Here is a 20709-nt window from a genome sequence, read left to right on the forward strand (position 1 = left end):
TTCATTACTGCCGCTGCGGGCGACCGACAAGGGTTGCAGAGCGGCAACCCTTGACCCGCGCTTCCGGCCAGCCCGCCCGCCGCTGCGCGGTGCCTTCGCTTCTTCGCGATTTCTTTACGGACCGGACGGATTCGCCGTCCTGGCTCATGCCGTCCTCTTCGCGGCCTCCCTGCCGCTCGTCCTGAAATCCCTCATCCGCTCAGCGGACGGGATGGCCTCTGGTAACCCCCCGCTGCAACAGCGGCTTTTTCCTTTTATGAATTTATCGCGATAATTTTGTAGTTTTTGCATCCCAGCCAACAGACAATGCCTGGCTGAGAAAAAACTTATCACTCACAGAAGGCGGTCTGAGGAGGCATCCGTCAGGCCGCAGTGAGTGACGAAGGGACAGCGAAGGCTGCCGGACGCCGGGATTGTTAAGGGGCGGGCGTAAGCCCCTTAACACGTCCGCCTGCACAGGCCGGGCTGAAACTCCCCCCCGCCTGGCGGGCGGAACCCTCACGGAGTGAACCATCCCACCCTGCGTGCCTGACCGGCTCGTCAGGCCATGCTGACTTCCCCCCCTGGCGGTCAGAAACTTCACGGAGTGAACCATCCCACCCTGCGTGCCTGACCGGCTCGTCAGGCCATGCTGACTTCCCCCCCTGGCGGTCAGAAACTTCACGGAGTGAACCATCCCACCCTGCGTGCCTGACCGGCCTGTCAGGCCATGCTGACTCCCCCGCCTGGCGGTCAGAAACCTCACGGAGTGAAACCCCACCCGGCAGGTAAAACCTGCACGCCATACAAAGGATGAAACGCCTGGCGTTTCCCGAACCCCGTTCGGCTCCTGTCAATACCGATGGTAACTACGCTGCGCCGTACTCACCTTGTATAAATAACGACGTGACTCTGCTGACGGATGCTGTTTCGCCAGCGTCTGATAAACCTCGCTCGGCGACATGGCGTTGATAACACTGAACGCACGATCCTTATCACTCGAAAACACCCGGAGTACGCTGCCTGCACCACCGTTGTAAGCGGTGATCACTGCATAACGCCGGGACAGGGGATCCTGAATGCCGCCTAAATAACTTTTTTGCAGAATAGACAAGTACGCCGTTCCTGCGTCGATATTATTCTCTGGATCAAGCAAATAGCTGCGGCTTGGCTTGCCCCATTTGCCTTTCATGCGGAACACATCAACACCAGCCGTATGTTGCACCACCTGCATCAAACCCAGCGCGTCGGCATGGCTGACCGCATAGGGGTTAAAGCTCGATTCGGTTTGCATAATCGCCAGAATCAGCGAGGCATCCACGCCATACTCTTCGGCGGCTTTGCGCACTATCGGCAGATATTTATGGGCGCGTTTATCGAGGTGGTTCGGCACCATCGGGATAGTGATCGAATAAATCACATGCAGGCCCGACATGCGGCGCTTCAATTTATTTTTGATCAGATAATCAGCGAAGTTTTCGGCGCGACCCTGCCAGCGGATAGCCTGGCCGGTATTATCCAGCACCTGACCGTATAGCAGCGGCTCTTTGCTGATAACAATATCGTTGGCATCAGAGTAAAGATCGACATTGCCTGGATCGTCACCAATCAACAGCGTGGTCACAATCGCCTGACGCAGACTGGCCATCGGATCGGTTCCGGCAATAGTCTCGATGGTAATACTGCCGCTTTCGAAGTTGATGTGGCTGCGGGTGTAATAGTTATCGCTATATTTGACATAATCTTTCGGTCCGGCGATCAGAACCTCATTGATACCCCAAATATTCTCAATGTTATGGGCGAACTGGCCCATTAAAATGTCAAATCCGTTGGTATCCTTAACCCAGTCTTCGTGAAACAGCTGTTTTTTTTGTCCAGAACAGGAAACCAAAAGTGGTGCGATCACCAGCAGGGCTAGCAAATTTTTATTCATTGGAAATGTGTGCCTGACCAGGATAGTGGCCTCAATGTAGAGGCCAAAAGTATTTACGCTTCGGGCGGCGTGTAGCCTTCAATATGCACATCTTTGCCTTCAAACAGGAAATTCACCATCTCCTTTTCCAGCACTTTACGGTCTTCCGGGTTCATCATGTTGAGCTTCTTTTCATTGATCAACATGGTCTGCTTGGCCATCCACTTCTGCCAGGCTTCTTTGGATATTTCGTTGTAAATACGCTTGCCCAGATCGCCAGGATAGAGCTGAAAGTCCTGACCTTCAGCGTCACGTTGTAAAAAAGTACAAAAAATGGTGCGGCTCATTATTCTTCCTCATTAATCTCACAACTGTGCAAAGCCAGTTGTTGGGGATGGCGCAACTCGTGCAAAAGTCGCTCGACAGGTGCAGCTAATCCCACTGACGGTGGCAGCGCTAAGTTATACCAGAGACCGCCTGCTTCATCCATCGCCGCCCCGGCAGAAGGCCATGCCAGCCACATGGGAACAATATCCAGATGGAAATGGCTGAAGGTATGACGAAAAGCGGTTAACTGCTGCGGCTTAGCGTAGATGCCGCGTGCCTCTAACCAGTCAATTAAGGCTTCTTCATGGATAAATTGTGGAAAGCAGAACAAACCTCCCCATAATCCCACCGCTGGACGTTGTTCCAGCCAGACTTCGTCGCCATGTTGAATCATCAGGAACCAGCCGCTGCGTTCGGGCAAAATTTGTTTCGGCTTTTTACCGGGATAACTTGCCCAGCTGTTGTTAGCATACGCCACGCAGCCGCTGCTTAACGGGCAAATTTCACATTTGGGTTTCGAGCGGGTACAGACAATCGCACCGAGATCCATCATTGCCTGGTTGAACTGGCTGACGCCTTCGGCGGGTGTGACGGTTTCACTGATTTGCCATAAGCGCTTTTCGATGTCCTTTTTACCCGGCCAGCCCGCCACCGCATAGCAACGTGCCAACACGCGTTTTACATTGCCATCCAGAATCGGAAAATGCTGACCCAGCGACAGCGACAAAATTGCCCCTGCCGTTGAACGACCGACGCCAGGCAGCGCCGCCACATCATCAAAATTTTGCGGGAATTCACCTTTGTGCACATCAACAATCTGCTTTGCCGCTTTGTGCAGATTACGTGCACGAGTGTAGTAGCCAAGACCGGTCCAGAGATGTAGCACTTCATCTAACGGCGCAGCGGCTAACTCATTAATCGTCGGAAAGCGCGCCATAAAGCGTTCAAAATAGGGGATAACGGTAGCAACCTGGGTTTGCTGTAACATCACTTCGGACAGCCACACCTTATAAGGTGTTTTCTCTAACTGCCACGGCAGGGTTTTGCGGCCAAAGCGCTGATACCAGTCCAGCACCTGTTGCGCGAACTGCGGCGCTTGCATCATAAGAAGGAAATTTTCCGTGATTACTCTACACTCAGGCAGGAATTCCAGCACATGCGCAACTGGGTGTAAACCGGAAGATTGCAAAGGCTTGCTTCTGTTTATGAACTTTGCATAATGCCCGTTTCCCAGAACAGGCTAACCAGCAGGCTTTGACATGATTAATGACGTCATCACTCCGGAATTTGATGAGAACGGGCGCCCACTGCGCCGTATTCGCAGTTTTGTGCGCCGCCAGGGTCGGTTAACCAAAGGCCAGCAACTGGCGCTCGATAGTTACTGGCCGGAAATGGGCGTGGAATATCAGCCGGAGCCAATCGATCTGCCACTGCTGTTTGGCCACGAAGCGCCGGTAACGCTGGAAATTGGTTTTGGTATGGGCGCTTCTTTGGTGACCATGGCGCAAAACAATCCCCAGCAAAACTTTCTTGGTATCGAAGTTCATGCGCCGGGCGTCGGCGCGTGTTTAAGTGCAGCGAAAGAAGCGGGCGTCGAAAACCTGCGCGTAATGTGTCATGACGCAGTAGAAGTGCTGGAGGAGATGATTCCAGATAACTCGCTGCGTATGGTTCAGCTGTTTTTCCCTGACCCGTGGCACAAAGCGCGTCACAATAAGCGTCGTATCGTACAGGTCCCGTTTGCCGAATTGGTGATGCGCAAGCTGAAGCTGGGCGGCGTATTCCATATGGCGACTGACTGGGAAGCTTATGCCGTACATATGCTGGAAGTAATGAATAGCATTGATGGTTACAAAAATCAGTCCGAGAGCCAGAACTATGTGCCGCGTCCTGAGACACGTCCATTGACTAAATTTGAGCAGCGCGGGCAGCGTTTAGGCCATGGCGTATGGGATTTAATGTTTGAGAGGGTGAAATAATGGCCACGCAACGCAGCCGCCGTTTACGTAAAAAATTACACATTGATGAGTTTCAGGAGCTGGGTTTCTCCGTTGCCTGGCGTTTCCCGGAGGGGATGTCTGAAACTGAAATCGACGAAACGCTGAATCAATTTATTAATGAAGCCATCGATCCCAATGGCCTGGCCTATGACGGTAGCGGTTATCTGGCATGGGAAGGGCTGATTTGTTTGCAGCAAACCGGCAAATGCACCGAGGAACACCGTGAGCTGGTGCGTAAATGGTTACAGGATCGCAAGCTGCAAGACATCCAGGTTACCGAACTCTTTGACGTCTGGTGGGACTAAGTTAGATCGCTCGGGCTGGCTTACTTGTGCTTTGCCTGCCGGGCAGTGTTCGCATTCTTCACGTACCCGTAGGTTTTGGATGCTGTGCGCTGACCAGCACAAAAATCACTGCGGCGCGAATGCCCGACCTTTCAGCACGGTTTCAGGTGGATAAGGAGAGTTAATGATTCGGAAAGTGCTTCTTACTGCGCTGCTGTTAGCAGCGACCCAGGCTCAGGCTGCGTATGAATGTAGCGTGAAGCCGAAGGATGATGTGATAATCAAGCCGCAAAGCGTGCAGGTAGTCGGCGCTAACGGTAATCTGGAAATCACGCCGCAGGGCGACGTGCAGTTCAATGCTCAGAAAGTGCCGATGAACAATGCGGATCGCCAGAAAGCGATTGATTACCAAAATGCGTTGCGTCGCGATCTTCCATGGATTGACAGCGGAGCCACTTCGCGACTGGAAAAAAGCCGCGTGGCGCTGGATAAAGTCATTGTTGAGAAGCTCGGCGCTGACAGCAACGTGCGTAATCGCCTCAGTACGCTGAATGGCCAGTTAAAACAGCAGATGAACCGGATTATTGAGCATCGTCCGGACGGGTTAACTTTCCATCATCAGGCCATCGATCAGGTGCGCGCTGACGGCGAACAGCTGGTACAGACGACGCTGGGCGGTATTATGCAGGACAGCCTGAACGAAATGGGCAGTAAACAGGCCAGCAATGGCAGCAACCCGCTACAGGCTATTATGGGAAATCTTGGTGGGCTTCAGCAGTCGATTCAGGCGGAATGGAGCAACCAGGAACAGGACTTCAAAAACTTCGGACACGAAGTTTGTAACCGCGTCATTTCGCTGGAAGATCAGCGTAAAAGCCTGGTTGCAGATTTGAATAAGTAAATTGCCGCATCAGCCAGAACGGCTCTGGCTGATGCGTCTTTGCCAGCTATCTCAGGCTAAAAACAATTCCAGCAGCGAATTCAAAAACAACTTTCCTTTCTCGCTGATCTGCCAGTACTCATCTGTTTCAACAACATAGCCCGCCGCAATTGCCGCATCCATCTGTGGGCGAATTGCCTGTTCAGACAAGCCGGTATAACGCGTAAATTCGTTACGCGGTGCCGCCTCCAGCAGACGGAAGCGGTTCATAAAATATTCGAATGGCTTATCGGTGTCGGCGACATCATATTGCTTATCAAGGTATTTTCCCTGCATAAAGCCGCGTGGATGACGCGTTTTCACCGTGCGCACAATACGGCCATCAGGCTGCGTCAGTTTGCCGTGCGCGCCACAACCAATACCGAGATAATCACCAAAGCGCCAGTAGTTGAGGTTATGTTCGCAGCGATAGCCTGGCCTGGCGTAGGCCGACGTCTCATATTGCTGATACCCCGCAGCAGACAGCAACTGGTGGCCCTGCTCGAAAATATCCCATAGCGCATCATCATCCGGCAGCTTAGGTGGACGGGAAGCAAACAGCGTATTTGGCTCAATGGTCAGCTGATACCACGATAAATGCGGTGGGTTGAGCGCAATCGCCTGACGCAAATCATCCAGCGCGTCTTCCAGCGACTGATCGGGCAAACCGTGCATCAGATCGAGATTAAAGCTGCGTAGCTGTAAACCTTCTGCCAACTGTGCGGCGCGTCTGGCCTCTTCAGGCCCGTGGATACGACCCAGGCGCTCCAGCTTTTGTGGACTGAAACTTTGCACGCCAATTGAGATACGGTTAATACCGGCGCGTTGGTAAGCGCTAAAGCGGTCGGCTTCCACCGCGCCCGGATTAGCTTCCATGGTGATCTCAGCGCCTTCCGCCAGCGTTAAGCGCTCGCGCACACCATCCAGAAGCAGCCGCATGGCATGACTGCTTAACAGGCTTGGCGTGCCGCCACCAATAAACAGGGTATGCACTTCGCGATGATGAATCAGCGGCAGATCATTTTCCAAATCGTGTAGCAGGTGCTGCACATACTCAATGTGCGGCACCTCATCTTTCAGCGCGTGGGAATTGAAATCACAGTAAGGACATTTTTGTACGCACCACGGAATATGGATGTACAGACTCAACGGCGGTAGGTTAGGCATTACGCAGCGCTTCCAGCAACAGCGTCAATGCTTTACCACGATGAGAAACCGCGCCTTTTTCTACTTTGCTCAGCTCGGCGGCGGTTTTTCCTGCTTCAGGAACATAAAAGACAGGATCATACCCAAAGCCACCTTCACCGGCACAGGTGCGGGTAATTACGCCCTCCCAACTACCGTGAAAGACGAGCGGGGTAGGATCGTCGGCGTGGCGCAGATACACCAGCACGCAGTGGAATTGCGCCTGGCGATGGCCGTCGGGCACATTTTCCAGCGCGGTAAGCAGCTTTTCCAGATTCTGCTGATCGCTGGCCTGTTCTCCGGCGTAGCGCGCGGAATAGATTCCCGGTGCGCCGCCAAGTGCATCGACCGCTAAGCCGGAGTCATCAGCAATCGCCGGCAAACCGGTAATTTGCGCCGCGTGACGCGCTTTAAGAATGGCGTTTTCGATAAAGGTCAGGCCGGTTTCTTCAGCCGATTCCACGCCAAGTTCGGTTTGCGCCACAATATCCAGGCCAAAGGCGGATAACAGATCCGCCAGTTCACGCACTTTGCCGGGATTGCCAGTGGCGAGCACAACTTTTTGCATATCAGTTCCAGTTCAATTCGGTTACAGCAGATACCAGAGACCTGGGAACAGGTCCATGCCGAGAAAATTCAGTGCATACAACACCAGAATCACAATCATTGCTGAGAAATCGATGCCGCCCATTGCTGGCAAAATCCGGCGAATCGGAGCCATCAGCGGTTCGGTCAGCTGAATCAGGACGTAATCAACTGGCCCGCGGCCCTGGCTGATCCAGCTCATCAGTGAGCGAATAATGATGACCCAGAACACCAGGTAACCGGCCGATTTCACCAGTGACAGCAGGCCGACCAGCAGATTGGTGGGATCAATCGAGAACACGCCAACCTGAATCAATAACAGGATCGGATATTTAAGCGTAGTCAGTACAAAAGCCAGCAGCAGAGAGGCGGTATCAATCGGTCCCAGCGCAGGAATAATGCGGCGCAGCGGCTTAATGACTGGCTGAGTAATCTTCACTACAAACTGCGACAGCGGGTTGTAAAAATCACAGCGTGACCACTGCATCCAGATGCGCAGCAGCAGCACCATGACGTAGAGATCGATCAGCGTTTTTACTAAAAACGTCATTGTTAACATGAAGTTCCTCAATTATTGTTGTGGTTTGCTCGCGTAATTGCGCGCGCCAAATAATGCAGTGCCGATGCGCACCATAGTGCTGCCTGCGGCAATAGCGGCTTCCATATCATCGCTCATCCCCAGTGAGAGCGTATCGACACTGGCATAGTGCTGTTTCAGCTGTAGAAATGCGTCGGCCATTTGCTGACACACTGCCAGCTGTCGTTCGTAATCACGTTCTGGTGCGGGAATCGCCATTAATCCGCGTAGTTGAAGTTGCGGTAATTGTGTTATTTGCTGCGCCAGCTCAGGCACAGCCTCCAGCATGATGCCAGATTTGCTGTTTTCGTCACTGATATTTACCTGAATTAATACATTAAGCGGTGGCAGTGAGAGCGGACGCTGGTCATTCAAACGCTGCGCGATACGCTGGCGGTCCACGGTGTGACACCATGCGAAATTTTCTGCCACTAAGCGACTTTTATTGGATTGTAACGGGCCGATAAAGTGCCATTCCAGATGAGGATGTGCGGTCAACGCCTGAACTTTTTCAACCCCTTCCTGCACGTAATTTTCTCCAAAGGCCATTTGCCCGGCGGCGACGGCGTCTTCGACCGCGCTCGCAGGTTTGGTTTTGCTGACTGCAAGCAGGGTAATTTCTTCTGGAGCTCTGCCGCAACGCGCGGCTGCAGCAGCGATTCGCTGTCGGACTTGCTGTAGGTTGTGCTGAATTGAGGTCATAGTCAGGAGAAATTATGGATCTGGATGAAATTGTGGCGCTTAGTGTAAAGCATAACGCTGCCGATCTGCACCTTTGCAGCGGACATTTGCCCTACTGGCGACGGCAGGGCCGTCTGGAAGCCTTGCCTGACTGGCCGAAAGTCACTTCGCAATGGATGACGCAGTTTATCAATATCTGGCTGGATGAGGCGCAGCAGCAACAGCTTAAAGCCGCAGGGCAGCTTGATTTCGCGCTGAACTTATCCGGTGGTCAACGGCTACGCGCGAATCTGTTCAGACAGCGGCAGGGGCTGTCTTTAGCATTACGTACTATCGCCAGCCAGTGTCCGGCGCTGGAAAGTTTACGCTTGCCTGCGATAGTGTCCTCGCTGCTGGAAAAAGATGACGGGCTGATTTTAATTACCGGTCCTACCGGCAGCGGTAAATCGACCACCCTGGCGGCTATCGTGGATGCGATTAACCGTCAGCAGGCGCGACACATTATTACGCTGGAAGATCCCATCGAGTTTATTCATCACAGTCAGCAATCGCTGATCCAGCAGCGTGAAGTGGGCGTACATTGCCATTCGTTTAGCCACGGACTGAAAGCTGCACTACGTGAAGATCCGGATGTGATCTTGCTGGGCGAGTTGCGTGACAGCGACACCATTCGCCAGGCGCTGACCGCAGCCGAAACCGGGCATCTGGTGCTGGCAACCTTGCATACACGTGGCGCAGCGCAGGCCGTGGATCGTTTGGTTGATGTTTTTCCGGCAGAAGAAAAAAACCTGGTGCGTACGCAATTAGCCGGCAGCCTGAAAGCGGTGATCGCTCAGCGGCTGGTCTCCTCGTCTGAAGGCAAACGCATTGGCCTGTTTGAAGTGCTGGTGGCAACATCGGCGGTGTCGAATCTGATCAGGGAAGGGAAGATGTACCAGATTCCCGGCGTGCTACAAACCGGCGCACATGCCGGTATGCAGACTTTTGAACAGAGCATGTTAGCGCGTCAGGCAGAAGGATTGATTCAGTAATGCGTTTCGAACCAGTCTTGCAAAATGATTGCCGCAGACTGGGAATCAACCGAGCCTTTGTTCAGAGCGCGATATCCCCCGCGCTCAAACAGCCCGGCACGCGCTTCAATTGTACTGAGACGTTCATCCTGTAATTCGATGCGCACACCAAAGCGACCGTGGAGGCGATTGGCAAACTTACGCGCGCGGGCAGTTAATTCCTGCTCTGTACCGTCCATATTCAGCGGTAAGCCGACGACGACAAAGTCGGGCTGCCACTCTTTGAGCAGCTTTTCTATCTGCTGCCAGTCTGGCGTGCCGTTCTGGGCCTTTAATGCCGCTAACGGGCGAGCACTGCCGGTAAGCTGCTGTCCTACCGCCACACCGATGCTTTTGGTGCCAAAGTCGAAGCCTAGCAAGGTATGATTTAACATCAGGCGTGTCCGGCGTCGCTGGCCATATTGTGAATATCAACGCCAATACTGCGCGCCGCTTCACGCCATCGCTCGGCAATGGGTGTTTTAAACAGGATATTGCTGTTTGCGGATGTGGTCAGCCACGCATTTTCCATTAGCTCACTTTCCAGCTGATCTTTTTCCCAGGCACAGTAGCCCAGCGCTACCAGCACGTTCTCCGGTTGCGATTTTGTCCCAATCGCTTCCAGCACATCTCGCGAAGTCGTGATCACCGTGGTGTCGGAGATACGCACACTGGCGGAAAAAATGCGTTGTGCAGAGTGCAGGATAAAACCGCGATCTTCTGCCAGTGGACCACCGGAAAATACCGGTTTATCCAGCTTAATGGCCGGATCGCGATTGTCTGAATCGATCCTGAGCTTTTTAAGAATGCTTTCCACCGTCAGATTCTCCATGGGCTTGTTGACGATCAGTCCCATGGCTCCTTCTTCGTTGTGTTCACAAACGTACACCACGGAACGTTTGAAGAAAGGGTCTTGCAGCGAAGGCATGGCAATCAAAAAATGATGCTGTAAATTCATTCTCACTCGATGTACCAAAAATAACCGGCGCGCAATTGCCCGCCGGTGTTGGGTTGATTTCGGAGCATGACTCCGGCGTCATGCTCAGCCCAGACGTTTTTCGATGGCATCCATCAACATACCGGTGATTGAAATTGGGAATGCTGCCTCAATTTCGCGCACGCATGTCGGGCTGGTCACGTTAACTTCTGTCAGTTTATCACCGATGATGTCCAGACCGACAAAAATCAGCCCTTTTGCTTTCAACGTTGGACCAACGCGACGGGCAATTTCCCAGTCGCTTTCCGTTAGCGGGCGAGCTTCACCGCGTCCGCCTGCGGCGAGATTACCGCGCGTTTCACCACCCTGCGGAATGCGCGCCAGGCAATAAGGCACCGGTTCTCCATCAACGACCAGAACGCGTTTGTCGCCGTCTTTGATGGCGGGAATATAATTCTGCGCCATGCAAAAGAATTTGCCATGGTTGGTCAACGCTTCCGTAATCACTGAAAAGTTAGGATCTTCTTGCTTCACGCGGAAAATCGACGCGCCGCCCATACCATCCAGCGGTTTCATGATGATATCGCCATGCTCTTGCCAGAAAGCGCGAATTTTCTCTTTATTGCGAGTCACTAAAGTGTCCGGTGTAAACTCGGCAAACCATGCAGTATAGAGCTTTTCGTTGCAGTCACGCAGGCTTTGCGGCTTGTTAACAATAAGCGTGCCTTGCTCTTCTGCGCGTTCCAGAATATAGGTTGCATAGATAAATTCGGTATCAAAGGGGGGATCTTTACGCATCAGAACCACGTTCAGATCGGCGAGTTTAATCTCCTGCTCGCTGCCAAACTGATACCAGCCGTCGTAATTTTGCTCGACGCTCAGCAGACGGGTGCGGGCATAAGAGACACCGCCACGCAGCGAGAGATCACCCATCTCCATGTAGTGGATTTCGTAACCACGGCGCTGTGCTTCCAGCAACATGGCGAAGCTGCTGTCTTTTTTAATATTGATGGACGCGATGGGGTCCATCACGATGCCAAGCTTAATCATTATTCTCTCCTCAATGAGGCGGAATTACCGTCTCGTTCCTTGCGGTCAGCGTTGGGCTGATCAGTCAGGACGCCGTGTGTGCTGCGTGCGTCATAAAAATTATCGCTTAACCCAGGTCGCCAAACCTCACCTGAAGTGCCGTAATGGCGGTCAACGCGGTGGTTTCAGTGCGTAAAACCCGAGGGCCAAGCAAAATGTCAGTAAATTCATGTTGCGCTGTCATGGCGATCTCGTCAGCGGTAAGGCCGCCTTCCGGGCCAATCAGCAAACGCACCCGCTCAACCGGCTGCGGCAACGTATTAATACTGTGGCTGGCGCGAGGATGAAGATTGAGCTTTAGCCCCTTATCGTCCTCGGCACACCACGCTTCCAGCGTCATCGCCTCGCGAATTTCCGGTACGCGATTGCGGCCACACTGTTCGCAAGCAGCGATAGCGATCTTTTGCCATTGCTGGGTCTTCTTTGCCAGTCTTTCTGCATCCAGCTTTACGCCACAGCGTTCAGAAAACAGGGGCGTAATCACATTGACACCCAGCTCAATGGATTTCTGAATAGTGAATTCCATTTTTTCACCGCGTGACATCACCTGGCCTAAATGCATGAACAAAGGTGATTCACGATCGCTCAGCTGGCTTTCCAGGACACTTACTTTTACACGCTTTTTATCAACATGCGTGATCTCTGCCGCAAAAGTCAGATTACTGCCATCGAAGAGTTCCAGACGCTGGCCGCTGCTCATACGCAGTACACGGCCGACGTGATTAGATGCATCTTCATCTAGGGTAATTTCACTGCCAACGCTGAGCGGTTCAGCATGATAAATGCGAGGTATGCGCATAAGGTTCCTGAGGATGAACGCCGCGCTGAATGCCGCGGCAGAATCGAGAAAACAGCTAGTTTAGGGCAGGGTTTTTAGCGCTGGCAAGCTTGCAATACATAAGGATTATGGTTGCCCTGCACGCGCGCGATGCGTTTATCACGTTCGCATTCCCATGCAGTTACCGGATAAAGCTTGTTCCACGCCGTGAAAAGCTGGGTTTGCTGACGTGACAGGCGAAGATGATACTGGTCGCGCATGTAAAAATACGTGCGTGCAATCGCCCCGCGCGCACGTACAGGTGGCTCGGCAACCTTCTGCCTGAAATCTACTTTCATACTGCACTGACCATAAGGCTGATCGCCGCCGTTCCACTGGCTATAGGCCAGGTTACCGCGATCGCCATTCACTTCGCCGACAGCGGGTTGCAGATTATGCAGATCAGTTTCAATACGGCGATACCCGGCATCTTTTCGGCAATTTTTGCGACCACCGTTTTGCCAGCATTGCCGCTGATGACCAAATTCCCAGGCAGGCACGACATGTTCCCATTCAATGCGTTCAGCACGATTGGCATTTTTCCGTACCTGATAACCGCAGCTGTTCAGATCGGGAATGCCTTTTTTACCTTTCCAGCTGATTTTACAGCCGCAGTAAAATGTTCCCGGCGCGTCAGCATTAATCTGCGCGGCATAAACTTTAGCCTGCTGAAAATTATTCTGATGATAGTTATTCAGACTCAGCGCACTGGCGGCAAAGGGAGCAAATAACAGCGAAACAGTAATACAAATTTTGCGAGACATATTCCCATCTACTCAGACCTAAAAAAGGGCGGCAGGGTAACAGAATGGGGAATCACGCGGAATGAGAATTCTGCTCAGGAAGGGGAATACTCGCCTGGTTTTAACAGGCAGCCGCAGTGAACGCAGCGGTATTCGCTTTCACCACGTACTACCCGGTTATGACGACGCACAGTGAGCTGGTGTTGCTGGCACTGACAGCGATAGGAGAAGGTACGGCTGCGTACCGATCCCAGTTCAAAACGATGGGTACGCTGAGCGGGCACGCCAAGTATGCTTTCCATCATCCATTTCCACTCTTTGCCGTGTGGCGCAACACGACCAAATTTTTTCCATACCAGCAGATGCGCCAGTTCATGTGGCACGACTTCGTCAATAAACGCCTGTTGGTTTTCAAGCAACAAAACCGGATTGAGACGGATTTCCCACTTCTCCAGCCAGGCGGTTCCGGCAGCCGTACCGCGCTGCTGATAAACCAGTTTAGGTTCGGGGAAATCGCTCTCTAGTGTTTGATTAGCCAGATCAAGCGAATAGCGCAGAGAACGCATCACGGCTTGCTGGAGCGCGATGGGCAGGCGAGGAGTTTTCATGGCGCTAAGAATAAGGGGAGGCGGGAGTGAACTCAATATCAGAAAAGAAAACGGCGGGAAGACGTCCCGCCGTCAAAGGTGATTATCAGTCGTGTGAACCGATGTCGCGCAGTTTTCTGCCTTTCATCAGGTTGCGTTCGATGTGCTCCAGCGAGATGTTTTTGGTCTCAGGAATCAGCATTACCGTCAACAGGATAAAGAACACATTCAGCAGCGCGTATACCCAGAAGGTCGGCGCGTTGCCCAGCGTATTCAGCATCGTCAGGAAGGTAGCACCGACGATCATATTCGCAATCCAGTTGGTGGTCGTGGATACGGTAATACCAAAATCGCGGCCTTTCAGCGGCTGAATTTCAGAACACAGCACCCAGATTAACGGACCCGCCGACATAGCGAAGCCAATGATAAACATCAGCAGCATGCCGATGGCAAAATATTGCGCACCCGACGAGTTAATGCCTATATGCAGCATCGTACCCAGAATGCCCATGCCCGCAGCCATCACCAGGAAGCCGAGGATCAGCGTTGGTTTACGGCCCCAGCGGTCCACCAGACCAATCGCGATAAAGGTAGCCAGTACGTTGACGAGGCCAACGATTACCGTGCCCCACATCTGTTCCGTGGTGTTAGAAAAGCCCGCAATCTCAAAGATTTTCGGCGCATAGTACATGATGACATTCATACCGGTGAACTGCTGCATCACCTGCAACAGAATGCCGAGGAATACTGCACGACGGAAATTGCTGTTGTCTTTGAACAGGCCCCAACCGGATTGCTTGATCTTCAGGCTGTCACGAATTTCATCCAGCTCACGCTTTGCCTGCTCGCTGGTATCGCGCAGGCGATCCAGCACGCGCTGTGCATCACGGAAGTTGCCTTTCGCCGCCAGCCAGCGAGGGCTGTTAGGCAGGAAAAACACCCCAACCAGCAGCAGCGCCGCAGGAATGGTGATGACGCCCAGCATCCAGCGCCAGTTGCCAGTGAAGCTGAATGCCGTATCTGTCAGATAAGCCCCAAGGATACCGATAGTGATCATCAGCTGATACAGCGAAATCATACTGCCGCGTATTTTTTCTGGCGCGATTTCAGAGAGATAAAGCGGCGCAGTGTAGGAAGCGATACCCACAGCCAGGCCCAGTAAAACGCGCGCGCAAATCAGCATCTCAGGGTTTGGCGACATTGCCGACCACAGAGAACCGATTACGAACAGAATTGCACTTGCCATCAGGCTTTTCTTACGGCCCAGGCGAGACGACATCCAGCCACTACCGATAGCACCAACGGCTGCACCGAACATCATTGAGCTGACGATCCACTCTTGCTGGTGTGCCGTAACGTTAAAGTCTTTTGCGATGAACGGCAAAGCACCGGCGATAACGCCAATATCCAAGCCGAACAGCAGGCCAGCAAGAGCCGCCAGGAAGCAGACAAAAAAGGTCATCGCCTTATTTGATGTTCTGCTTTTGTGTGTGTTGCCAGGCATAGTGCCTCCAGATTTATCCATCGTTGTTTTTATCAATGTTAAAAAACCTTGTCCGGGAAAAAAGTGAGGGCGATCACATCAGTGTAATCGTTTACACAAGCTGAAGCCCTGAAATTCAGCATTTTCAGCCCAAAAAGGTCAAATAACCAGTGAGGTATAGCACTCATTAAGTATCTGACATTACTCTAATTATCAGCAATCAGACGACGCTGAAAATAACGCATTTTCACCAGAATAACTACGTCGTTTAATTTTTAAATTACAGATAAATAAAGCGTTTAAAACTGTAATCGTTAACATTTCTCTTACAGGAAAGGCGAAAAGAAGTGTAGCTGAGATAAAAAAAACTGCTGGCTGGCGGCAATTTTTCATCGCGCCTGAAAAACGGCAATAAAAAACCCCGCTTTATCAGCAGGGCTTTCAGGTAATGCTTAGAGGAAAGCGTGAACTTATACTTACAGACCGGCAGCGTCGCGCAGGAGTGCCGCTTTGTCAGTTTTTTCCCATGGGAAATGCTCACGGCCAAAATGACCATATGCAGCGGTTTCTTTATAGATTGGATGCAGCAGATCCAGCATCTGAATCAAACCGTAAGGACGCAGATCGAAGAACTCACGGACCAGCAGAGTCAGCTGCTCGCTAGAGATTTTCTCGGTGCCGAAGGTTTCAACCATGATAGACGTTGGTTCAGCAACGCCGATAGCGTAAGAAGCCTGAATTTCACAACGATCCGCCAGACCGGCCGCCACGATATTTTTCGCAACATAGCGTGCAGCGTAAGCGGCTGAACGGTCAACTTTTGATGGATCCTTACCTGAGAACGCGCCGCCACCGTGACGAGCCATGCCGCCGTAAGTATCCACAATAATTTTACGGCCGGTCAGACCACAGTCACCCATTGGGCCGCCGATAACAAAACGACCGGTTGGGTTAATGTGGTATTTGGTGGAAGCGTTTAACCATTCTGATGGCAGCACAGGCTTAATAATCTCTTCCATCACTGCTTCTTGCAGGTCTTTCTGGCTGATCTCTTCCGCATGCTGCGTTGACAGCACGACAGCATCGATACCGACGATCTTGCCGTCGTTGTACTGGAAAGTAACCTGGCTTTTCGCATCAGGACGCAACCACGGTAATGAACCGTTTTTACGTACTTCCGCCTGACGCTGTACTAAACGGTGTGCGTAAGTCACTGGCGCTGGCATCAGCACGTCGGTTTCGTTGGTGGCATAACCAAACATCAGGCCCTGATCACCTGCGCCTTGTTCCAGCGGATCGGTACGGTCAACGCCCTGGTTGATGTCTGGAGATTGCTTACCGATTGCGCTCAGCACAGCGCAAGAGTTGGCATCAAAGCCCATATCGGAATGAACATAGCCGATTTCACGTACGGTGTTACGGGTGATCTCTTCAATGTCGACCCAGGCGCTGGTGGTGATTTCACCGCCAACCAGAACCATACCGGTTTTAACGTAAGTTTCGCAGGCCACGCGTGCTTTTGGATCCTGTTCCAGGATTGCATCGAGCACGGCATCAGAGATTTGGTCAGCGATTTTATCAGGATGTCCTTCTGATACGGACTCGGACGTAAAAAGGTGTTTAGCCATTCTGTTCTTTACCTTACAAATGGTTTGAATTCGACTGCATAGCGTAAGTGAGGCCGGACCTGACTCAACGCCCCTTCAGGCAAAGCCGCGAGCAGTTAGGAAGTGCCAGTACATCAGGCTAACACCGCCTGGATATTAACCTGTTTAGATGGAAAACCATCTGGACGTCTATTTTAGGTTACAGAATGCGCGAATTACCAGCCCTTTTTCTGTTTCAGCATTTTACATATCGACAAAACAAAGAAATTTTTCCGGCTGTACAGCGAATAACCAAATAATCTTTTTTCATTTTTTAGCTGCAAACTGTATAAAACGCCGCTGCTTTTAAGCAGCAAAAAGGATGACGTCATCACGCGTCGCGCCTGTCAGAATTGCTTCTGACATTCACCCAGGTTGTTTTCCATATACCCCTGGTATGTGTGGAGGTGATACAAGTAATGAACCCTATTCTCTTCCCTTTCGGTTCTCTGCGCAGTTGCGCCGCGCTGGTTTTCTCCTGCTTCCCATCTTTTTCTCTGTCTTGCCGACATTTTGTTCGTTGCGGTAATTATCCCGACACGAGCGCCGGTTAATCTGTCGCGCTATCCTTACGTTTTAGTTCCTTCATTATGCTGATGCAGGTGAATGACGCACATTATCCGTGGTCCTTTTATACGTAACTGGCCGGGGTGTTTTACACTTACTCTCATGCGTGAATCGCACTGACGGCAACGTCAGGTGAACAGGACCTTGCGTTACATGGGGCAACGAATTTCCAGATTAGCGGCAGTAAAGCCGGTTAATAGTTTTATCTTTCAACGGAAAATTGAGGTTCGTGATGTCTGACGACGTGAAGAATATCAAGGGTTCGTCAGCTGGCGAACAGGGTGCACTCCGCTCAATGCAGGAGGTAGCAATGAACGATCAGGATGCCAGCAAAATGCTGCGTACCTATAACATCGCCTGGTGGGGCAACAACTATTACGACGTAAACGAACTGGGCCATATTAGCGTATGCCCGGACCCGGATCAGCCGGACGTGCGCGTTGACTTAGCCAGGCTGGTGAAAGAGCGCGAAGCGCAAGGCCAGCGCCTGCCTGCTCTGTTCTGCTTTCCGCAGATTTTGCAGCATCGTTTGCGTTCTATTAACGCCGCGTTCAAACGCGCACGCGAATCCTACGGTTATACCGGTGATTACTTCCTGGTCTATCCGATCAAAGTTAACCAGCACAAACGCGTGATTGAGTCTCTTATCCATTCCGGCGAACCGCTGGGGCTGGAGGCCGGTTCGAAAGCGGAACTGATGGCGGTGCTGGCGCATGCCGGGCAAACGCGCTCAGTGATTGTGTGTAACGGCTACAAAGACCGCGAATACATTCGCCTGGCGCTGATTGGCGAGAAAATGGGGCACAAGGTTTATCTGGTGCTCGAAAAAATGACCGAAGTGCGGCTGGTACTTGAAGAGGCTGAACGCCTGAACGTTGTGCCGCGCCTGGGTATTCGCGCCCGCTTGGCGTCGCAAGGGTCCGGTAAATGGCAGTCGAGCGGCGGTGAAAAATCCAAATTTGGCTTGTCGGCGACGCAGGTACTGAAACTGGTTGAGATCATGCGTAATGCGGGCCGTATCGACAGCCTGCAACTGCTGCATTTCCATCTTGGCTCACAGATGGCGAATATTCGCGACATCGCCACGGGCGTTCGTGAATCGGCGCGTTTCTACGTTGAGCTGGCCAAACTGGGCGTCAATATTAAGTGCTTTGACGTCGGCGGTGGATTGGGCGTGGATTATGAAGGCACCCGTTCACAGTCTGACTGCTCGGTCAACTACGGCCTGAATGAGTACGCCAACAACGTGATTTGGGCAATTGGCGATGCGTGTGATGAGCACGGCCTTGAACATCCGACGGTGATCACTGAGTCTGGACGTGCAGTAACCGCGCATCACACTGTGTTGGTGTCCAATATTATTGGCGTTGAGCGTAATGAGTTCAGCGAGCCGGAAACGCCAGATACCGATGCACCGCGTCCGATTCTCAGCATGTGGGAAACCTGGCAAGAGATGCACGAGCCAAACACGCGTCGTTCATTGCGTGAATGGTTACACGACAGCCAGATGGATTTGTTTGATATTCATACCGGTTACTCTTCCGGTACTTACGATCTCAAACAGCGTTCCTGGGCTGAGCAGCTTTATCTCAGTATCTGCCATTACATTCAGCAGCATCTTGATCCGAGCAATCGCGCGCATCGTCCAATCATTGACGAGCTGCAGGAGCGAATGGCAGACAAAATCTACGTCAACTTCTCGCTGTTCCAGTCAATGCCGGATGCGTGGGGAATTGATCAGCTATTCCCGGTGCTGCCGCTGGAAGGGCTGAATAAAAAGCCGGAGCGCCGTGCGGTGTTGCTTGATATTACCTGTGATTCCGATGGCACCATCGATCACTACGTTGATGGCGACGGCATTGCCACCACCATGCCGATGCCAGAATATGACGTAGACAATCCGCCTATGCTGGGTTTCTTTATGGTGGGCGCTTATCAGGAGATCCTGGGCAACATGCACAACCTGTTCGGTGATACCGAAGCGGTGGATGTGTATGCCCGTCCAGACGGCGAAGTGGATGTGCAGCTTTCTGATGAAGGCGATACCGTTGCGGATATGTTGCGCTACGTTCAGCTCGATCCCAATGAGTTGATGACGCTGTTCCGTAATCAGGTAACAGAAACGGAGCTTGATGAAGATCTGCGCGAGCAATTCCTGCAAGAATTCGAAAGTGGTCTTTATGGGTATACCTATTTAGAAGACGAGTAATCTGCATTGGGCTGGGCACTTTGCGTGCTCAGCCTGTAATTAAAGGCATTCTGCACTCTTACTAACAAGCCTGGTTGTTAACGCAGCCAGTGGTTTTGTTTTACAGTTTCATGCTTTTTCAGCTTTTCCGAAAAATCGCACTACGCTCACTCCGCACTTGTCCTCGCCCGAGAAAAATCATTTTTTTCAAAAAGATATGGTGGATTATGCCAATGTTTTTATGCAACTAAGATGTGAATCGTAACCCTATTGAAATATTGCCAGGTTATACGTTAGGTATTGAACTGCCATACTGAGAGCATGTCCTAATGCGTAAAGAGCAAAACAGCAAAGGTGGTTATGTGGAATATGTGCTTTATGGCCTGGGAATCACATTCTTTCTGGCCTTAATCATTGGTGTGGCAGTGGTGAAGTCGGCTGCAAAGGATATTGATAACGATTATTAGTAAAGAAGTCAGTACACTGATTTCTTCAATGATGCCTGTTCTTTCCTGTTTTCCTCTTAATCTCTTCTGTATTTTTGGTTTTTGTTTATACCATTCTGAACGGTTAATCTCTGAATTAACTTATTGATATAATTCGTAGATTTTTCTCAGTTTTCTGTCAGCGTTTTCCGTTTTAGGGTTTGTGATATTTACGCATACACATAAGAATAAGTTACTCTATGACGTGCTAGCGAGCTGGCTTCAAATGATGAATTTCCCTAAAGTCCCCTCTGCATAATGAGAGCGTGATTTATAAGCACCTCCCGCCCCGGTTTTTTAGTTTTAAGTGAAAACTAATCGCCTGCTAGTTATACCGAATTGAAAATTGTATAACACTTTTTAGCTATTATCTGTAACTACAATATCCATTACTAATAAAGAGGAAAAGCAATAGAGTGCTGTTGATTAACCTACTGTATTAAATGGTTTTTTTAAAATTATTGTATCTGGCTAGTAAGTCTGGTGTAAAAAAACACAGCGTTATGTGTTAAGAAATTTCTTAAACATCTTGTGCCATTTCTTACGCTATGTTACATAGGATTCGCTAAAACTTCCTCCCGTCAGTCACGCTGTTTTTTGACTGGCGATCTGCGCCAGGAAACACTGCTAAAAATATCCTGTGATAAACAGGAGGCCCTTTTTTTGTCT

General features: G+C 51.3%; 23 protein-coding genes. 7 read left to right on the plus strand and 16 right to left on the minus strand.

Going from position 1 to position 20709, the window contains the following annotated elements:
* Window positions 1-274: hypothetical protein (locus tag QRY16_RS03140; RefSeq protein ID WP_289775608.1), on the plus strand; the 274-nt coding region annotated here is incomplete at its 5' end.
* Between the two features lie 142 nt (window positions 275-416).
* Here QRY16_RS03140 and QRY16_RS03145 read toward each other — a convergent pair.
* The 4 genes from QRY16_RS03145 to mutY are packed head-to-tail and all read right to left on the minus strand — an operon-like array spanning window position 417 to window position 3323.
* Window positions 417-785 carry a hypothetical protein gene (locus QRY16_RS03145; RefSeq protein WP_289775609.1) on the minus strand — a complete coding sequence of 123 codons (369 nt, stop codon included), beginning with the start codon at window positions 783-785 and terminating at the stop codon, window positions 417-419.
* A gap of 47 nt (window positions 786-832) precedes the next feature.
* A complete protein-coding gene (mltC, locus tag QRY16_RS03150) occupies window positions 833-1912 on the minus strand; it encodes a membrane-bound lytic murein transglycosylase MltC (protein ID WP_193406017.1) in 1080 nt (359 codons plus the stop codon).
* A 53-nt stretch (window positions 1913-1965) separates the two neighbouring features.
* A complete protein-coding gene (locus QRY16_RS03155) occupies window positions 1966-2238 on the minus strand; it encodes an oxidative damage protection protein (RefSeq protein ID WP_009087157.1) in 273 nt (90 codons plus the stop codon).
* Window positions 2238-3323 carry an A/G-specific adenine glycosylase gene (gene mutY, locus QRY16_RS03160; protein WP_289775610.1) on the minus strand — a complete coding sequence of 362 codons (1086 nt, stop codon included), beginning with the start codon at window positions 3321-3323 and terminating at the stop codon, window positions 2238-2240. Before mutY ends, QRY16_RS03155 begins: the two co-directional genes overlap by 1 nt.
* Window positions 3324-3477: 154 nt before the next feature.
* Here mutY and trmB point away from each other — a divergent pair, with 154 nt between their 5' ends.
* The 3 genes from trmB (at window position 3478) to QRY16_RS03175 (ending at window position 5403) form a co-directional block, all read left to right on the plus strand.
* Window positions 3478-4197, plus strand: a complete 720-nt coding sequence (gene trmB, locus QRY16_RS03165) for a tRNA (guanosine(46)-N7)-methyltransferase TrmB (RefSeq protein WP_289775611.1) — start codon at window positions 3478-3480, stop codon at window positions 4195-4197.
* Entirely contained in the window at window positions 4197-4523 is a 327-nt protein-coding gene (locus QRY16_RS03170) for a YggL family protein (protein WP_289775612.1), read from the plus strand. Before trmB ends, QRY16_RS03170 begins: the two co-directional genes overlap by 1 nt.
* 163 nt (window positions 4524-4686) lie before the next feature.
* Window positions 4687-5403, plus strand: a complete 717-nt coding sequence (locus QRY16_RS03175; protein WP_289775613.1) for a YggN family protein — start codon at window positions 4687-4689, stop codon at window positions 5401-5403.
* 51 nt (window positions 5404-5454) lie between these two features.
* Here the strand turns inward: QRY16_RS03175 and hemW are convergent, their stop codons facing one another.
* The 4 genes from hemW to QRY16_RS03195 are packed head-to-tail and all read right to left on the minus strand — an operon-like array spanning window position 5455 to window position 8470.
* Window positions 5455-6588: a radical SAM family heme chaperone HemW gene (hemW, locus tag QRY16_RS03180; protein ID WP_289775614.1), complete on the minus strand. Its 1134-nt coding sequence runs from the start codon at window positions 6586-6588 to the stop codon at window positions 5455-5457.
* Window positions 6581-7174: an XTP/dITP diphosphatase gene (locus QRY16_RS03185; RefSeq protein ID WP_289775615.1), complete on the minus strand. Its 594-nt coding sequence runs from the start codon at window positions 7172-7174 to the stop codon at window positions 6581-6583. Before QRY16_RS03185 ends, hemW begins: the two co-directional genes overlap by 8 nt.
* 21 nt (window positions 7175-7195) lie before the next feature.
* Window positions 7196-7750 carry a YggT family protein gene (locus tag QRY16_RS03190; protein ID WP_193406010.1) on the minus strand — a complete coding sequence of 185 codons (555 nt, stop codon included), beginning with the start codon at window positions 7748-7750 and terminating at the stop codon, window positions 7196-7198.
* A gap of 12 nt (window positions 7751-7762) precedes the next feature.
* Complete coding sequence (locus QRY16_RS03195; protein WP_289775616.1) at window positions 7763-8470, minus strand: YggS family pyridoxal phosphate-dependent enzyme; 708 nt, start codon at window positions 8468-8470, stop codon at window positions 7763-7765.
* A 14-nt stretch (window positions 8471-8484) separates the two neighbouring features.
* On the opposite strand from QRY16_RS03195, the gene QRY16_RS03200 reads away from it, so the two are divergent.
* Window positions 8485-9480 carry a type IV pilus twitching motility protein PilT gene (locus QRY16_RS03200; RefSeq protein ID WP_289775617.1) on the plus strand — a complete coding sequence of 332 codons (996 nt, stop codon included), beginning with the start codon at window positions 8485-8487 and terminating at the stop codon, window positions 9478-9480.
* Here QRY16_RS03200 and ruvX read toward each other — a convergent pair.
* From ruvX to metK, 8 genes are all read right to left on the minus strand, one after another.
* Complete coding sequence (ruvX, locus tag QRY16_RS03205; protein WP_289775618.1) at window positions 9474-9893, minus strand: Holliday junction resolvase RuvX; 420 nt, start codon at window positions 9891-9893, stop codon at window positions 9474-9476. The two genes, QRY16_RS03200 and ruvX, sit on opposite strands and share 7 nt — an antisense overlap.
* Window positions 9893-10456, minus strand: a complete 564-nt coding sequence (locus QRY16_RS03210; RefSeq protein WP_193406006.1) for a YqgE/AlgH family protein — start codon at window positions 10454-10456, stop codon at window positions 9893-9895. Before QRY16_RS03210 ends, ruvX begins: the two co-directional genes overlap by 1 nt.
* An 84-nt stretch (window positions 10457-10540) precedes the next feature.
* Window positions 10541-11485, minus strand: coding sequence for a glutathione synthase (gene gshB, locus QRY16_RS03215; protein WP_289775619.1), 945 nt, complete (start codon window positions 11483-11485; stop codon window positions 10541-10543).
* A gap of 106 nt (window positions 11486-11591) precedes the next feature.
* Window positions 11592-12323 carry a 16S rRNA (uracil(1498)-N(3))-methyltransferase gene (gene rsmE / locus QRY16_RS03220; protein ID WP_289775620.1) on the minus strand — a complete coding sequence of 244 codons (732 nt, stop codon included), beginning with the start codon at window positions 12321-12323 and terminating at the stop codon, window positions 11592-11594.
* A 74-nt stretch (window positions 12324-12397) separates the two neighbouring features.
* The gene (gene endA, locus QRY16_RS03225) at window positions 12398-13105 is read right to left on the minus strand and encodes a deoxyribonuclease I (protein ID WP_193406003.1); all 708 of its coding nucleotides are present in this window, start codon (window positions 13103-13105) and stop codon (window positions 12398-12400) included.
* Between the two features lie 74 nt (window positions 13106-13179).
* A complete protein-coding gene (locus QRY16_RS03230; RefSeq protein ID WP_289775621.1) occupies window positions 13180-13692 on the minus strand; it encodes a SprT family zinc-dependent metalloprotease in 513 nt (170 codons plus the stop codon).
* Window positions 13693-13777: 85 nt separating this feature from the next.
* Window positions 13778-15175 carry a sugar porter family MFS transporter gene (locus QRY16_RS03235; RefSeq protein ID WP_289775622.1) on the minus strand — a complete coding sequence of 466 codons (1398 nt, stop codon included), beginning with the start codon at window positions 15173-15175 and terminating at the stop codon, window positions 13778-13780.
* Window positions 15176-15630: 455 nt separating this feature from the next.
* On the minus strand, window positions 15631-16782 hold the full coding sequence (metK, locus tag QRY16_RS03240) for a methionine adenosyltransferase (RefSeq protein ID WP_289775623.1): 1152 nt from the start codon (window positions 16780-16782) through the stop codon (window positions 15631-15633).
* 817 nt (window positions 16783-17599) lie between these two features.
* Between metK and speA the strand changes: the two genes are divergently transcribed.
* Together speA and QRY16_RS03250 are read left to right on the plus strand one after the other, a co-directional pair.
* Window positions 17600-19576 (plus strand): biosynthetic arginine decarboxylase, encoded by a 1977-nt coding sequence (gene speA / locus QRY16_RS03245; RefSeq protein WP_289775624.1) that lies wholly within the window; start codon window positions 17600-17602, stop codon window positions 19574-19576.
* A gap of 308 nt (window positions 19577-19884) precedes the next feature.
* On the plus strand, window positions 19885-20022 hold the full coding sequence (locus tag QRY16_RS03250) for a hypothetical protein (RefSeq protein WP_289775625.1): 138 nt from the start codon (window positions 19885-19887) through the stop codon (window positions 20020-20022).
* The last annotated feature ends 687 nt before the right edge of the window (window positions 20023-20709 follow it).

This window comes from Mixta mediterraneensis (genome assembly GCF_030283135.1).
Taxonomy (GTDB): domain Bacteria; phylum Pseudomonadota; class Gammaproteobacteria; order Enterobacterales; family Enterobacteriaceae; genus Pantoea; species Pantoea mediterraneensis.

Excerpts from the sequence above, each read along its gene's own strand:
- QRY16_RS03145 (WP_289775609.1), bottom strand. The coding sequence starts at position 785 with ATGGCGTGCAGGTTTTACCTGCCGGGTGGGGTTTCACTCCGTGAGGTT.
- mltC (WP_193406017.1), bottom strand. The coding sequence starts at position 1,912 with ATGAATAAAAATTTGCTAGCCCTGCTGGTGATCGCACCACTTTTGGTT.
- QRY16_RS03155 (WP_009087157.1), bottom strand. The coding sequence starts at position 2,238 with ATGAGCCGCACCATTTTTTGTACTTTTTTACAACGTGACGCTGAAGGT.
- mutY (WP_289775610.1), bottom strand. The coding sequence starts at position 3,323 with ATGATGCAAGCGCCGCAGTTCGCGCAACAGGTGCTGGACTGGTATCAG.
- trmB (WP_289775611.1), top strand. The coding sequence starts at position 3,478 with ATGATTAATGACGTCATCACTCCGGAATTTGATGAGAACGGGCGCCCA.
- QRY16_RS03170 (WP_289775612.1), top strand. The coding sequence starts at position 4,197 with ATGGCCACGCAACGCAGCCGCCGTTTACGTAAAAAATTACACATTGAT.
- QRY16_RS03175 (WP_289775613.1), top strand. The coding sequence starts at position 4,687 with ATGATTCGGAAAGTGCTTCTTACTGCGCTGCTGTTAGCAGCGACCCAG.
- hemW (WP_289775614.1), bottom strand. The coding sequence starts at position 6,588 with ATGCCTAACCTACCGCCGTTGAGTCTGTACATCCATATTCCGTGGTGC.
- QRY16_RS03185 (WP_289775615.1), bottom strand. The coding sequence starts at position 7,174 with ATGCAAAAAGTTGTGCTCGCCACTGGCAATCCCGGCAAAGTGCGTGAA.
- QRY16_RS03190 (WP_193406010.1), bottom strand. The coding sequence starts at position 7,750 with ATGTTAACAATGACGTTTTTAGTAAAAACGCTGATCGATCTCTACGTC.
- QRY16_RS03195 (WP_289775616.1), bottom strand. The coding sequence starts at position 8,470 with ATGACCTCAATTCAGCACAACCTACAGCAAGTCCGACAGCGAATCGCT.
- QRY16_RS03200 (WP_289775617.1), top strand. The coding sequence starts at position 8,485 with ATGGATCTGGATGAAATTGTGGCGCTTAGTGTAAAGCATAACGCTGCC.
- ruvX (WP_289775618.1), bottom strand. The coding sequence starts at position 9,893 with ATGTTAAATCATACCTTGCTAGGCTTCGACTTTGGCACCAAAAGCATC.
- QRY16_RS03210 (WP_193406006.1), bottom strand. The coding sequence starts at position 10,456 with ATGAATTTACAGCATCATTTTTTGATTGCCATGCCTTCGCTGCAAGAC.
- gshB (WP_289775619.1), bottom strand. The coding sequence starts at position 11,485 with ATGATTAAGCTTGGCATCGTGATGGACCCCATCGCGTCCATCAATATT.
- rsmE (WP_289775620.1), bottom strand. The coding sequence starts at position 12,323 with ATGCGCATACCTCGCATTTATCATGCTGAACCGCTCAGCGTTGGCAGT.
- endA (WP_193406003.1), bottom strand. The coding sequence starts at position 13,105 with ATGTCTCGCAAAATTTGTATTACTGTTTCGCTGTTATTTGCTCCCTTT.
- QRY16_RS03230 (WP_289775621.1), bottom strand. The coding sequence starts at position 13,692 with ATGAAAACTCCTCGCCTGCCCATCGCGCTCCAGCAAGCCGTGATGCGT.
- QRY16_RS03235 (WP_289775622.1), bottom strand. The coding sequence starts at position 15,175 with ATGCCTGGCAACACACACAAAAGCAGAACATCAAATAAGGCGATGACC.
- metK (WP_289775623.1), bottom strand. The coding sequence starts at position 16,782 with ATGGCTAAACACCTTTTTACGTCCGAGTCCGTATCAGAAGGACATCCT.
- speA (WP_289775624.1), top strand. The coding sequence starts at position 17,600 with ATGTCTGACGACGTGAAGAATATCAAGGGTTCGTCAGCTGGCGAACAG.
- QRY16_RS03250 (WP_289775625.1), top strand. The coding sequence starts at position 19,885 with ATGCGTAAAGAGCAAAACAGCAAAGGTGGTTATGTGGAATATGTGCTT.